General features: G+C 38.0%; 11 protein-coding genes. 5 read left to right on the forward strand and 6 right to left on the reverse strand.

Features of this window, described 5'->3' with window-relative positions:
* Positions 1-509: 509 nt before the first annotated feature.
* Positions 510-953: an Lrp/AsnC family transcriptional regulator gene (locus NH399_RS24990; RefSeq protein WP_253044219.1), complete on the reverse strand. Its 444-nt coding sequence runs from the start codon at positions 951-953 to the stop codon at positions 510-512.
* A gap of 133 nt (positions 954-1,086) precedes the next feature.
* Entirely contained in the window at positions 1,087-2,235 is a 1,149-nt protein-coding gene (locus NH399_RS24995) for a diguanylate cyclase (RefSeq protein WP_253044220.1), read from the reverse strand.
* Positions 2,236-2,968: 733 nt separating this feature from the next.
* Here NH399_RS24995 and NH399_RS25000 point away from each other — a divergent pair.
* From NH399_RS25000 to NH399_RS25010, 3 genes are all read left to right on the forward strand, one after another.
* Positions 2,969-3,331 (forward strand): hypothetical protein, encoded by a 363-nt coding sequence (locus NH399_RS25000; RefSeq protein WP_253044221.1) that lies wholly within the window; start codon positions 2,969-2,971, stop codon positions 3,329-3,331.
* Between the two features lie 357 nt (positions 3,332-3,688).
* Positions 3,689-4,093 (forward strand): hypothetical protein, encoded by a 405-nt coding sequence (locus NH399_RS25005; protein WP_253044223.1) that lies wholly within the window; start codon positions 3,689-3,691, stop codon positions 4,091-4,093.
* An 8-nt stretch (positions 4,094-4,101) separates the two neighbouring features.
* Positions 4,102-4,794 (forward strand): metallophosphoesterase, encoded by a 693-nt coding sequence (locus tag NH399_RS25010; protein ID WP_371876122.1) that lies wholly within the window; start codon positions 4,102-4,104, stop codon positions 4,792-4,794.
* 629 nt (positions 4,795-5,423) lie between these two features.
* Here the strand turns inward: NH399_RS25010 and NH399_RS25015 are convergent.
* The 4 genes from NH399_RS25015 to NH399_RS25030 form a co-directional block, all read right to left on the reverse strand.
* On the reverse strand, positions 5,424-6,560 hold the full coding sequence (locus NH399_RS25015; RefSeq protein ID WP_253044224.1) for an SAVED domain-containing protein: 1,137 nt from the start codon (positions 6,558-6,560) through the stop codon (positions 5,424-5,426).
* Between the two features lie 4 nt (positions 6,561-6,564).
* Positions 6,565-7,044, reverse strand: a complete 480-nt coding sequence (locus NH399_RS25020; RefSeq protein ID WP_253044225.1) for a hypothetical protein — start codon at positions 7,042-7,044, stop codon at positions 6,565-6,567.
* A gap of 1 nt (position 7,045) precedes the next feature.
* Positions 7,046-8,245, reverse strand: a complete 1,200-nt coding sequence (locus NH399_RS25025; RefSeq protein ID WP_253044227.1) for a cyclic GMP-AMP synthase DncV-like nucleotidyltransferase — start codon at positions 8,243-8,245, stop codon at positions 7,046-7,048.
* Positions 8,246-8,390: 145 nt separating this feature from the next.
* Complete coding sequence (locus NH399_RS25030) at positions 8,391-9,179, reverse strand: SprT-like domain-containing protein (protein ID WP_253044229.1); 789 nt, start codon at positions 9,177-9,179, stop codon at positions 8,391-8,393.
* 268 nt (positions 9,180-9,447) lie between these two features.
* Here NH399_RS25030 and NH399_RS25035 point away from each other — a divergent pair, with 268 nt between their 5' ends.
* Together NH399_RS25035 and NH399_RS25040 are read left to right on the forward strand one after the other, a co-directional pair.
* Positions 9,448-12,522, forward strand: coding sequence for a Tn3 family transposase (locus NH399_RS25035; RefSeq protein WP_253044230.1), 3,075 nt, complete (start codon positions 9,448-9,450; stop codon positions 12,520-12,522).
* Positions 12,523-13,252: 730 nt separating this feature from the next.
* Positions 13,253-14,459, forward strand: a 1,207-nt coding sequence (locus tag NH399_RS25040) for a DUF6531 domain-containing protein (RefSeq protein WP_253044232.1), incomplete at its 3' end; no start/stop codon positions are given.

Raw genomic sequence — 14,459 nt, forward strand, 5'->3', positions numbered from 1 at the left:
TGCTGTTTAATGGCTGCAACTATTTGTTCGACAGAAAAACGTTTTGCTTTCATGTGCGATCCTCCTGAGGGGCAAATCATGCCCGATTTCACTGTCTTTGTGGATCTGTTTATGGGGAGCCGGTCAACAGAGTAGGGTGGTGAGGTGTGGTTTTCAACACGTCTGTGTGTAGTTTGAAGCGCTTAATGGATTGTATTTTATTGCAATAAACTCACATCGATATTTGTTGAGGTACTATTCAATGTGCTATCTATAAAAATGAGTGATTTAAAAGTTTATAAGCGAATAATGTGAGAGTGAAGCCATCAATTCCTGAATACAGAAAAGAACACTTTGAATAAATAAAAAAGGAAGTAAAGAGAGCACAAGATAACCCTTCTCAAAAAGGTTTATAAACCTATGGATGAATTAGCAGGATATTTACTAAATGTAGATAAAGAAGTATTTGACCACTATGGTAATAGGAAAGTTTGGTTGTAATAAGTTGCTCAGTTGGCTTACTTTAATATTCAATGACTCATTCGCTCAAAATCTACGGATAGCACAATGGTTGAGTAAGTATTGGAGACCCCGGTTGTGTTTCTGATGATATCGATGGCTTTATCAATGTCATGCGTTGATGCACTTCGTACGATAACAAGTAAATCGTGTTTTCCTGATATCTTGTAAATAGCTTTTAAGTCATCTAGTTTACGTAATTGTCTAATCACCGAGCCGGTATTTTCTCGATGATTGATGGAAACTGAGACATGAGCTTCTATACTGCTGCTCTCTATTTCTCTAGAGAGTTTGATAGTGAAGCCTTCAATGATCCCTCTGCTAGTAAGAGAGTCAATATGGTTTTGAACAGTGACACGATTAACGCCGAGCAACTTGGATAGCTTGGAGATCGAGTGTCGAGAATTTTCACCCAGTAGTTTGATAAGCTTTTTGTCTAAATTAGATATGGTCATATGTGCCTGATTATCTTTATGATTACTTGAATATCTTACCCTACATAATTCGAACGTTTCGATAACGTTAGTGACTATTTAATTAGATTTTTTTAAACATTGTGCTAACTTTTATTCGTAAAAAGTATATGAACTATACTTGAAATAAACTAGGTAAAGTCGATTCGCAAATTATTTTATTTTTTCCTTCCGATTTAGCTTTATATAGGCTTTCATCAGCTCGTACTAGTGTATTGGATAATTCTTCGCCCGCAGCATGGTGAGCTATTCCAACACTTATGGTGACATTAGGGGCGGCGCTCTCTTTCTGTACGCTAGAGAGAATTCGATCAGCAAGCAATTTTGCTGACAGTTTATGCAATGAGACTGTGATGACGACAAATTCATCCCCACCATACCTTATGCATATGTCGTCTGGACGAGATGAATCTGATATAATTTTCCCAACAAAAGATATAATTGAGTCACCTTTTTCATGACCATGGACGTCATTGATGATCTTGAAGTCATCGATATCAATAAACAATACTGAGAGTAATAGTTTGGGATGACGTGCTATTTTGAGTTCCAGCTCTTTCATACTTTCGATGAGGAAACTTCGCGTATAAAGTTGCGTTAATGGATCTCTGATTCCTTGTTGTCGAAGCTCTTTAACAAGTACTTGGGTGAAGTACATGGTAGCCAAGTTTAACAATATTGCGGCTGTAAACATCGTAGCGATAAAGCTCTTATTATAGGTATCGATGTATTTGTCCGGCTCATCTATGGTTATTTGAGTGCTGACTATCCATCCCCACTTTTTAAAGTATCGTGTGTACGAAGTATGCCTTTCGTTAACTTGATGAAGTTTTTCTGGCTCGATGTTCTCATTAAATACGTCTGACGATTTCAGTTCAAATAGGTACTTTAGCGATAAATAAATATTTTCGAAGTTACGGTCACTATCCATTTGCTTTGATGTAAATGGATGCACTAGTAGATTACCGCTTTGATCAATAACCCAATGATGAACGCTTTGACTAAATTTCAGGCTACGTATGGCCTCTAATGCATGGCTCTGCGCAAGCGCTTCAGATATCTCACCTAGAACATATTGACTATGATAGTGTTCTATCATCCCTACTTCCACGTCAGAGAGATACTGTTCGTTAAATACATTACGCTGAATTAGCTTGGATGTTAATTGTCCGTAAAAAAGAGTGACTAATAATAAAAATAAAAAGTTCGCGAAAAATATTGAGCGCAGCTTTTTCTGTACCTGATTTTTACTTAACGCTGTCATAATTTTAAGTCTCTACTATTCAATCTTATTTAGAGTTTGCGAAAGATAAGCTTGGCGCACTGGAAAGCAATTGTTTTTCTTCTAATGAAGATAGGTTGTATATATCAAACGGCGTACGCTAAAGTCTAAAACAATGTCGCCCGAATCTAGATGAGTTTGAGAGTCACTCTCATTCAGTAAGTTCGTTACTAATTTTAAAAGCCGTATGGTGCACGCTAAAGAGCTATAAAGTGTGTAATTTAAAAAGTGCAGAGTTGAATAGGACAATCTAAATAGAGCATGCTCGCGTTTATTCAATTCCCCCTCAGACAATATGGCAATTAATGGTCGGCAGCCCGCAATCGCTTTAAGTTCTCTTAGTGAGATACCTTTGATTGTATAGATTCGACTGAAAGTTAAATAGTGACTTTTATATAATTTTGATATGACTTCAATTAATAATGAACGCGAGAAATGTATAGCCGAGCGCATTTAAAGCACTCCTTTTTGTTTAGGTTAAGTAATCTATTTAGAGTGGATTTACTGTGACCACTTTCTAGCGGAGGAAAGTATCAAGTTGGCTGAAAAAGTATTAGGCATGAATAAACAACTAGTTATTACGAAACTTTATTATCTTAGGACGCAATCAAGTAGCAATGTTGAGGAGCTCCAAAGTCATCTTGAATGGGCAGTTTCTTTGTTTCCTAATGACCAGACGGTAATGCATCAAGCGAGTATTACATACGGGTTTTACATGAGCAACTGGAAACGAGTCGATGAGCTCTTTGGGCAATATTTCTTACTAGCTAAAAAGCACAAATGGTACAATGAAGTGGTTCTTTTAGCGCTAGCCAAGAATGTTGTCAGTAAGAATAAGGATGAGTCCTATTACTGGTTAGGAAGGTTAAAGTCGAAAAGAATGCTTGGTTCTATATTAGGGCTCACTGTCGGATGTGCTTATCAAGACAATGATATTATTCAGGATTATAGAAACAAGCTGAAAACGCTAGGAGCTGATACGATAAGCAAGATTGTTCAGTTGATATTGAACTTTAACTATGACGAAGCTTTCGAAAAAGCTCTTATAAGAACGATTACCTCTTGCCCAAGGGATTAAGCTTTAAAATCTTCAAGAGCATGGAATTTGAAAAAACATATCTAGATCTAAATGGCAGCTAAACAGCCTGCTTTTAAGACTGGCAATTACTCGAAAGAAATACATGGAACTTCAGTTCGATTAGAAACTGTAAGCTTTTACAGACCAGAGCCTTTCTTTCGTTTTTCTAAAGCAGCAAACTAATTGTTTAAAAAAAAGTGATGAAATAGATACTTTAATTATAAAGTTTTACTTTTCTTTTCTTTAATATACTTAAGAAGCAGTCGATAACATTTAGACCTTTTGACTTACTAATATCAAGTTTAATAACCGAAATTAGTGCGCTAGTATCTAATTGAAAAGTAGGAGGTGTACCTAATGAGTAAGCACTTAAAATTAATCTCTGTTAGCATTGCTGTCGTAATTATGTTAACGATTAAAGTACATGCAGCAAGAGGCACATGGGAGAATCCAAAAAACTGGTCTGAAAAAACCAATATCGGTGATATACATAAAGCTTTAATCGGTGACGAGACTGTATATTTTGAATCACGCTTCAATGGCTCAGCATCTGAAACCAATAAATATTATTATCCTGAATCGAAAACTAGCAATGAATATTGGCGCTATATTAGCCCTGTAGAATATATCGCTTTTATAGCAGATCCTCAGTATCCTAGGTTCAAAGATAACTATAATAAACCGACTGAATCTAAAGCGGCTATTAAGGAGCAATATAATGCAATTGCAAATTTTCAAATGAAAAAGGGGAACAGTTTTTAGGTACCGTAATAAATGGAGATATTACAGAGTTTGGTCACCCTGGCGAATGGTCTGAAACCGAAAACTTACTAAACATATTAAGTGAAAAGTACTGGTATGGGTTAGGGAACCATGATTATGCCAATAATTCTGAAGATTGTGGTGCTGACTTAGTTTATAAAAATGGTTGCGCATTAAGAAGCTTGGAGAAACTAGAGGCTCATATTAAATCAAAAGATAATATTAGCAATGTTGATTGGATATCAGTTGATGGCTATAACGATGCGGTTTCAAGCACTACCGCTTATGGCAGTCTTGCTTATAGCTTTGAATTAGGTGGAATTAGATATATACAGCTTAATAACTATGCTTCATATGAGGACGATGTTGACTCAAATCATTGGGATGTAAAAGTCGCTTCTTCTGAAAGTTGGCTAATAGAACAAATGATAGATGCTAGAAAAAGAGGGAAGGCGATTATTTTAAACTCTCATGTTGCTGATCTCAGCGACTCCATAAAGAGTTACGCTAAAAAGTACGGAGCTAATATTCGTTTTGCTGGGCACTATCATAAACTCCATGGAAAGCATCAATACTACGATGATTTTATATTTGTGGGCTCTCCTATGTATAAAACTATGATGATAGCCGAGTTAGATTATCTTAGTAAAAAAATGAGGATTTATAAGGTAAAAAATAATGATATTGCTTCAAGGGTTTAGCGCTTGGAAATATTGGCTCAATCAAACTGCCAGAGAAAGCCCGTAATGTGAGGGCACAAGGTTATCTCGGTTCTCGCAATATATTTAACCAATCTATTCCAAAAGGAAAACACACCTGCATAAAAACGTGGGGGACTATTTTTTACACATATTCTGGTGCGTGCGATTGATGAAGTTTACGAAAGTAAAATACTTACTTTCGGATAATAATCTCTCACTCTTGGAGACACAAAGGGCCACTTGAAAAAGGTGGCCTTTTAGCAGTAGTTATGTAGGCACAAATTGAATTTTTATAGTACAGCTTCGAACCTATGTTTAATCCAAGTGTAATTTATTGAAGAATAGGGCAATTTCATTTTCGTTCTTTGTGGACGTGATCTGTGGGTTGGATAGGAAAGTGAAACTTGATAGAGAATTCTGGAAGCCTCAGAACTGGTTGATGTTTGCATACACGTCATTGGATCAACCAGATTAAACGCCCATAACTAGAAGCTTGCTTTAATTGATTTCTTGGTATGTGTCATCGTTCTTAGGGTGTCCATGCATATTCAGGGAAAATTTACCACAATCACATAAGTCATTGATTTTATTTTAGTATATCCAAGGGATATGGTTTAAGCTACAAGTAATCATATCAGTCTTAGTACTTTTTTATAGCCACTTTCTTTATTTCGATCATATACCAATAATTCAGGATCCGACTTAGGCAAAAGTAAACGCCCAAATTCTATAGAAGTAGATATAGGCATGACTGGGAAACAATGGATTTTAGCTCCGGGGTATTTTGTACTTATTTGATTTAAAACGTTTCTAATGAACACTTTAAATTCAGTTAGCTGTGATGGAGATCTGATTACATTTTGGCTTGGATTATCGCAATGAACTATAATTAATGGCAAGTCGCTTGCTCCGTTTGACATTAAGCTAATGTCACCCTTATCACTAATCATTAGTGCTAATCCTATATCCTCGACTTTTTCATTAGCCTCTTTAGGCCAGATAACTCTTAGATTTAATGGAAGCACTGATTCATCTGGCCAAACCCAACTTTGTTCTTTTCTATGATATTGAAAGATATTTATTTTATTTGTATCGCCTAATAATTTTCCTATAAGCATCAATAATGGCATAGGTGCTAAAGCGAAGACTGAGACACTACTCGCAGATTTAAATCCGCCATTAATTTTAAACTGGTTTAAAATCTCTGTTTTTATTTCATCTTCGTGAAGAGACCAATAAGCAGGTTTATGATCTTGTATGCTTAAATTCGTAAACTCTTGTATGATAGGTTCATTTGTTTGTGGATAATACCCAGCTTTCTCAATTGCTGAATATAGTAACGATTTATGGAAAAGTGGTTTAGCATCAAAACCAATATTGGAAAAACAGCCAAAAACCAATGTATTTTGATTAGGTCCCAAGAGAAATAATTTATTAACCCAGGTTTCATGCTCTTTTTTCCAATTCGTCAACAACTCGACAGAATAGCTACGCCAATGCTCTTTATCATCAATCAACTTATGGTGATCTCGACATAGTAACATTAGGTTAGCAATATCTTTGCTGAGTTGATTAGACAGCTTTTTGTCACCTCGCGGCCCTTCAGGCGAGTCGGCTATAATATGAGCGATGTTTGACAAGTTAGTTCTTTTTTTGGTGAGCAATTCTTCAGAAAGAGGTTTATGGCAATTTTTAAATTGACAACGACCGCCGCTTCTGCCCCATAGTTCATTCTTAACCTTTTCTGGAATGTATGACGTAGACAATGATCTAATCCTCCAAATCTACAGGTGGGATATTTTCATGAAGACAACCAGGTGCACTACCACCATCCCACTCACCAGTCATTAACCAGTGCTCAAAGTAATACAAATATAAATAAGTCCAAGGAACGATTGATTCATGTAAAAACATTTTTGAATGCCACTCATTTTGGTGGTAAAGACAAACCTTTCCTTCACCTTGCTGGTATAGATGAGGAATGGTTGTGTCCTTCCCAAATCTGTTTTTTGCTAAATCGATTAATGAAGGGGACTTTATATAGGTTATTGGTGAAGACTGCTCTTTATAATAAATCTGAACATCATACGTTTGAGCGTAGCTTTTAGGTTTTACAGGAAAGTAGTAATTAAATGCTCTTTGACCTTTTAAAAACTTACCATACCCAAGTGATAGTTCACATCGTTGAAGCTGTTGAAACTGGATGAGAGCAGGAACTCCCTGCCAATTAAATGCTTTTCGAATTCCCAACTTAACCCTTTCCGTCCATATAAAATTGGTTTTTAGGGACTGCATTACCTGATGACGCCCCAACTCCTACTGCCGCAGAAATCTTTAAAGTGTTCGAGTTTCGAGATTGGTTGACGTTTTTAATATCGGCGTCAAAGTATCTTTTTACAGGAGTATCTCCAAATATTGAGTCAAGAGATTCTTTTAATTGGTATACAGGCATTTCTTTATCAATATTCTGTAAGCTCTTTAAAAGAGATTGCTGCCAACGGTTGAATTCCAGAGCGCGCTCATTATCTTGATTCCATTTTTCAGCAAAATTTTCATCTTTTGTCGTTTCGTTGGGAATGGTGAATTCAGGCTCACCATTAACTTTCTTAATGTGAATGTGTTTAGGCATTTCCTTTATAACAGCTTCAAAAACATCTTGAAAAGAGTTGAATTCTTTATTAGATAAACACACAACTTTATATGCTTTAGCTGCCAATGTCGTGATTATAATCGATATAGGAGCTCGCTTTTTGCGCTCCTCAGGCAGTTCAAGATAGTAAACATCTCTCTGTCTTTTGCATATTTGAACAATTTTTCTAAGCCAATCTTTTGTTGGTTCACTGACGTCAGGGAGCTCCTCGATTTGCGCTTTAGCTTCAATCAAACGAACGGTTTTTATTGATAACTTAGGCTTAAATTTTGCGTATTCTCCAAACCAGTCTGCGTAGCCTTTTGGATTTGAGTCTTTCCAACAAGATTTCTCTTTATCGGGAACTTCTATAGAATCAGTGTGATGTTCCTCTTCGTCAGTTATAGCTGGTGTTATATCCAAGTGAAAATTCCCTGAGTAATTTAGCTTCCAGCATCGATTTTTTGACTTTAATATCTTTTTATAAGTTTCTTTTTCTGCCAGCCTTTCCCCTACAATACGGTAAACTTCCATAGCTGGAATTGAAGCGGGTACGTGGGGGAGGTGACATACGAGATCAACATCAAACTCATCATTACCGATAGGTTTAACCGTTGTTTTTAACCTAATAGAACCTTGTGGGTATATCTCTGCATCCTTCAAATAGGGGTGTTGGCCGTCAGCCAGCCACTTTCCTACAGCGTGATAGCTCGTTTCAGCCCTTTCTTGTTGAGTCTTAGTTATTTCCAAGTCAGAGCATATGCTAAAAAGTATGTTCCCCACGTCAAATTGACGTTGAACATCATCTACTAATTCGACCATTTAGTTATCCTTTCTTACATGACCTACTATATATTGGGGTGTCTACATAAATTTCAACCGCTTTTATTAGAATATTTTTATTGCTATTTAGATATTGAGATTTAATGATGTGATAAACGAAAGGGAAAACGATAATGAAAACAAGCTAGACGGCTTCAAATGGTACTCCACAATCTATGCACATAATACTAAGGCCTGCTTTACCCCAAACCTTGCTGTTGCATCCTGGGCACCGATAACTATTCTTCTTACGCTGATTATCTGGAGGCTGATAGAAAGTGTCTTCGGGTAATATTTGTTCAAAAGTGCTCGTTAGCCACTGCATATCAACTTCCGATAGTAAGTCATTTTCTAAAGGCACTCCGTTATCTGTGCTGCTGGTTTCAGCCTGTAGCTTTGATATGGAGTCATCTTTAACGCAATCATTTATCGCGTGTTTAGGGCTAACAGTTAGACGATCTATCCAGGGAATACTGTAATGCTTTTTACCAAGAAGTAGATGGCAGGCTTGAATAAATTTTCCACCTTCAATGGGGTAGTCAGTCATCGATTCGCCAGTTATCGCTCCTCCAGGCTCACCGGTGCTGGTTGGTTGAAGGCCAATAGAGAGCATTTTTTCTGCCCACTCAAGATTATGATAATTTCGTCTACCAGGTTTCCCGTAACAGTGTTGCCAGCAATGAACCATCTCATGTACTAGGGTCTCCATAACATCAATGATACTAGATTTCCCTATATGCGATGGATTAATAGCGATCTCATGACATTGACTGCCTTCAACAGAAGTCCATCGTTCAGGTGCAAAATAGCCCAACACACCCTTTTGTCGCTGCACGGTAAATATGACATCTGGCAACTGACCTTCAAACAAGTGCTGGTTAAAGTGCGTAAATGCAATCTCTAGAGATTGATAAAGAGCATCCGTTGGTTTCATGTAACTCTTTGATTGTACTTTTTTAAGATACTAAATCGGATTGTATAGTTCGATCAATAGACTTTTTTTATTTCACGTTTTAGTGACTTTAAAATTTATCCTTAAAAATCAGTTGGTTATTTCATCCTGATATTAAGAGAGGCTGTTTCTGTATGAATTTTGAGCATTATTTTGGATCGTACGATCCAAAATAATCGAGCTGTTGAACGTTGTTTTGGTAATCGATAAAGTAAGCTTCGAATAAAAATAATAAAAGGTGCTTATCGATATGGCAACCAGTTTTCGGATACTGTCTAAACGAGAGGTGGAGCAACTAGAAAGTCCACCAATATTTAGTCACGATGAAAGAACTCAATATGCGCAGCTTTCCGATGCCGCAAGAAAATATTATGATTCCCTAAGATCTGATGAAAGCCGACTCAGCTTTTTGCTGCAATACGCTTATTTCGTCGCAAAAAACAGGTTCTTTGACTCCAAGCAGTACAAAGATAATGATATAAAACAGCTTATAAAGCATTATCGGTTGGCAAAGCTTTATAAGGTAAAAACTAAAGAGGAACTTGAAGGGCTCAAGCGAAAGCTCGGCGGAACTACAGCCAGCCGACATAGAGCCCCTATTCGTGATTTATTTGGTTGGCACGAATGCGATGAAGAAGAATGGAGAAGGTTAGAGCATCATTGTAGCTGGCAAGCTCAAAAGAAAATTGGGCCAAAAGAAATGTTCAAAGCCATTTATGATTTCTGTATTGAACAAAAAATCGTGATTCCTACTTATTACAAGCTACAGGAACTTATCAGCTACCAATATCGACAAGTCGAGGAAGAGTTACTTGATATTATAGAACAGTCGACAACTAAAGAAGAGCGGGACTCAATTTGCTCTCTACTTTATAACAAAGGAAAACACTTTAGTTTGCTCAATGAGGTTAAATCTATTGACCAATCTCTAAAAACAACCTCACTCAAGGAAAACGCTGAAAAGATAAAACTATTAGGTTCTCTTTTTTATTCTAATCTAACGGTTATTGAAAAGCTCGAGCTTAATGACCAGGCCATAGACTATTATGCAAACTGGATTGTGAAGGCACGAACAAGCCAAGTTCGTCAATTCAAAGATAAGCGCAAAGCTTGTCTATATTTGCTCGCATTTATTAAAATGCAATTTTATATGAGACAAGATGCTGCAGCTCAAGCCTTTATTAAAGATGTTCGCTCTAAACTAAATACGGCAAAATCTCAATATATGGAAAAGTCATTCGAAGAAAGAAGAAAAGATTTTGATGCGATTAGAGCCGCTAACGATATTCAAAAACAGTTTCCTAAATTCTGCCAAACGCTGTTCACAATTGTAGAAGATCCGACTATGTCTGATGAACAGAAACTCAGCCGTATTCGTAATCAACTTATTTCAGCTATGGGAGAACAAGACGATTCATTTGATAAACGAACCCAACGCCTTGACACAATGATAGAACGCGAGTCTAAGGAAGAGTTAAAATATGAATTACTTGAGCAAGTGTCTCGTAAAATGCAATTAAAGCTCAGTCCATTAATTAAGGTCATGGATTTTGACTATGAGTTTACACGGCCATCTTTGAAACTAGCCATAGAAGCATTCAAATCAGACTCAGGCTTCCCCATGGGATTTCTTTCCAAGAAAGAGCGATCTATGGTTCAGTCAGGTCCGAATAAACTACGAGTTTCACTTTATAAAACGTTACTATTTTCACACATTATGAGTGCGCTCAAGTCAGGTGAACTCAACTTATTTTGGAGCTTTCAATTCCGTTCACTTCAAAGATACCTTATTCCATCAAATGAATGGAAAAGCAAACGAAGTCACTTTCTTTCCGTTCTTGGTATAAAACACTTGAGAAACGGACCACGCTACCTGGATAATTTGGCTAAGAAGCTTACCGACGCTTATATGAAAGTGAATAAGCGTCACGCTGATGGGGAGAATGGTTATCTGAGAATGTACCCTACAGGAAAGTTTTATGTTAAAACCCCTCCCATTGATTCGCTAAGCAAGAAGTTCGTTGGCGAACAATTGATGCAAGATGGCAGTGTACCTATATTACGAATTCTAAGAGAAATAAACCAATTTAGCGAATTCGTTCCTTTACTTACCAGTCATAACAGGCGAAATAAGGTGCTTCAAGCAAATCCTGATGTCGCGTTTGCAGGTATTATTGCTTTAGGCTGCAACATTGGGCCAAGACAAATGGCTTCACGCTCACAAGGAATAGAGGAGCATGAGCTTGTAGATCTTGTTCAGTGGCGACTATCAGTCGACAACCTTCACAAGGTAAATCAGAGTTTGACTGAGGCTATAGGCGAGTTGAAGCTGCCTGTCGTCTATAAAATAGAAGACAACAAAATTTACTCCAGTAGCGATGGAAAGAAAGTAACTGTCTCTGTCGATTCGCTCATAGCCAATCGTTCATTTAAGTACCTCGGTAAAGAGTCTGGAGTATCCGTCTACAGTTTTGTTGATGAAAAACAGAGATTATTTCACTCAATGGTATTTAGCCCTGGAGATCGGGAAGCCACTTTTATGATTGATGGTTTGATGAATCAACGAGCATCTATTCCTCGTTTACACACTACCGACACCCACGGGTATACAGAAGCCGTATTTGCCACAACCCACTTGTTGGGATTCGGTTTCGCTCCAAGGATAAGAGATATTAGCTCCCAGCGAATGTGTTCATTAGACCCTTTAAAGTGGTTTCATGGAGAGAGAAGTCGTCTTAGACCGAAGTATCGAATTAACCGAAAAATGATAGAAGACCAGTGGGACGATATTTTAAGATTTATTGCTACAATTAAATCGGGTCGAGCAACAGCATCTCAGTTATTTCACCGCTTAAACTCTCATTCAAAAGACCATCCACTTTACAAAGCACTTAAAGAATTTGGACGTGTAATTAAAAGTAATTTCATTCTTCAGTATTATGACGACTTAGAGCTTCGACAAAATATTCAGAAACAACTGAATCGAGGCGAGTTAATTCAAAAGTTTCATGATGATGTATTCTGGGATAGAGGAGGACAGTTCCATGTCGGAACAATGGAAGAGCAAACCAAATACACCCTTTGTCGCTCTATATTAGAAAATGCAATTATTTTCTGGAACTATCTGTATTTAACTAGTCGTATTGTAGAGACAAAGCAAAGGGCAGAAAGAGAAGCTTATATTGATGAGTTAACCAAAGGTTCGGTGATTACTTGGCGTCATATTAACTTTCATGGTGACTACGACTTTACGAAGCATGTAAAAACGAGAATGCCTTTTAATAAATATAAGCTTAATAGAGTTTGGATTCCTCAGTTTAAGTGATTGCTTAAACACACGTATTATAAAAAGTCTTTTGCAGAGATAAATGCAGCTGCACTTTAATAAACTGGCTGTAAACACAATCTATTAGATAGCGGTGGTTTTGTGTAGAGCAAAAGTTGCATGTTAACGAAGCCTATTAAAGTCGAAAGTTAGGCGTGAATTTCAACAAATGACTTAAGATACCGCGATGAAGGACTTGTAGTAGCTTCTAATAATATAAATGCCAGATTTTCCTAGCTAAATCAAGAGGATTCGTGCTGCTTCTTCATCTAAAAGCCTGCCCGATTTCACTGTCTTTGTGGATCTGTTTATGGGGAGCCGGTCAACATCATGAATATGTAGCCGAATGAGTATCAAACTTTTTCTTTTCGATTAATTTTGCCCTATTACACCTTAAATGCTTATCACGAGATGAAATATATCGTCTCGTTATGGCTATTTTTCAATAGCGATATTTCAATTTGATATAACCAAAACAAGATTAAATACAGGTAGTTAGGACAAGTTGTCTACCAAGAAAATGCCGCTCCACCACTTTTTTATAGCATTTCACTCTAAAAAAAATCCACTTTTCGCTAAACCTTTTTTAAAAAATCTGGATAAGGGATACATAGGCTGGTGATATTTCGCTCTGCGGTTCTTAAGAGCGGAACGCCACAATTGAATATTTCGGTTATCAAATTTTCGTTTTTTAAACATCCAAGGAAGGGTGTGACATGAGGAGTTCTCCATGACAGGTATTATCACGGCACAAGGGTTAGGTTTACTGGACGCATCATTAAATGTGTCTGGACAGCGCGGGCTTGGCCCCAGCGGTGAGCAGGCGGTGGTCAATGCCGCTACCGGTAATCTGATATTACAACGGCGTGATGAAATACTGACAGGTGTAGGTGTGAACGCCCAGGCCTTGCGCACCTACAACAGCCTTGGAGCGATGGATGGTGATAACAATGACGGTTGGCGTCTAGGGGCTTATCGTCGTGTTGATTTTAATGCGGCTGACAATACCATTACGCGCACGGCAGCCGACGGCCATCAGTCGGTTTATACCTGGAATGCAGCAGGCTACTTTGAGAGCACCGATGGTAAAGGCGCCTATGATCGCATGACTCGTGATACGGGCACCGGAGAGATCACCTGGACCGATGGCAGCACTCAGATCCAAGAAACCTATGGAGCCGACGGTTTCTTAAAACAGATAACCGACCGTGATGGCCATGCTACGCAGTTCCACTTTAATAATGGCCTACTAGCTAAAATTGCCTCAGACACTCAAACCATCGAATTCAACTACGAAGGCAACTTGTTAAAAGACGTTTTGATACGTACTTATGACAACGATAACCCTAATACCGAAGAACTCTATCAGCGCACTTCTTACACCTACGACAATCAGAACCGACTTGAATCAGTACGAGTGGATTTAACGCCGGATGTGTCTGACGACAATGCTCTTTATGTCACTGAATATGGATATGATGGCGACTCAACTCGTGTTAATCGAATCACCCAGTCGAATGGTCAGGTGGTGGCTATTACCTACACCAGTGATTTTAAAGTCGAATCGGTAACGGACTCGGCCGGGCACTCACAAACCTTTACCTATCATAATGGCTATACCGATGTTCAAGATGAACAGGGCCGAGTAACCAGCATTTACTTTAATGCCAACGGCGACTTAACGCAGGTGATTGAGCCCACCAACGAACAGGGTCAACGTCCTACCACGCAGTATACCTATGATGTCCATGGTAACCTTGAGACCTTAACCAATCCTTTGTCTGAAACGCTAACCTTTGAATACGATGCGCGCGGCAATCTGATTTTTGAACGGGACGCTTCGGGCAATGTAGTGGAACGTCGCTATAACAATGACAATTTGCTGATTGCTGAGACGGTTTATGCCAAAGCAGCCACCGAAGCTTACGACCCCAACA

This window comes from Pleionea sp. CnH1-48, assembly GCF_024124665.1.
Lineage (GTDB): Bacteria > Pseudomonadota > Gammaproteobacteria > Enterobacterales > Kangiellaceae > JAMXSB01.

Excerpts from the sequence above, each read along its gene's own strand:
- NH399_RS24990 (WP_253044219.1), bottom strand. The coding sequence starts at position 953 with ATGACCATATCTAATTTAGACAAAAAGCTTATCAAACTACTGGGTGAA.
- NH399_RS24995 (WP_253044220.1), bottom strand. The coding sequence starts at position 2,235 with ATGACAGCGTTAAGTAAAAATCAGGTACAGAAAAAGCTGCGCTCAATA.
- NH399_RS25000 (WP_253044221.1), top strand. The coding sequence starts at position 2,969 with ATGAGCAACTGGAAACGAGTCGATGAGCTCTTTGGGCAATATTTCTTA.
- NH399_RS25005 (WP_253044223.1), top strand. The coding sequence starts at position 3,689 with ATGAGTAAGCACTTAAAATTAATCTCTGTTAGCATTGCTGTCGTAATT.
- NH399_RS25025 (WP_253044227.1), bottom strand. The coding sequence starts at position 8,245 with ATGGTCGAATTAGTAGATGATGTTCAACGTCAATTTGACGTGGGGAAC.
- NH399_RS25030 (WP_253044229.1), bottom strand. The coding sequence starts at position 9,179 with ATGAAACCAACGGATGCTCTTTATCAATCTCTAGAGATTGCATTTACG.
- NH399_RS25035 (WP_253044230.1), top strand. The coding sequence starts at position 9,448 with ATGGCAACCAGTTTTCGGATACTGTCTAAACGAGAGGTGGAGCAACTA.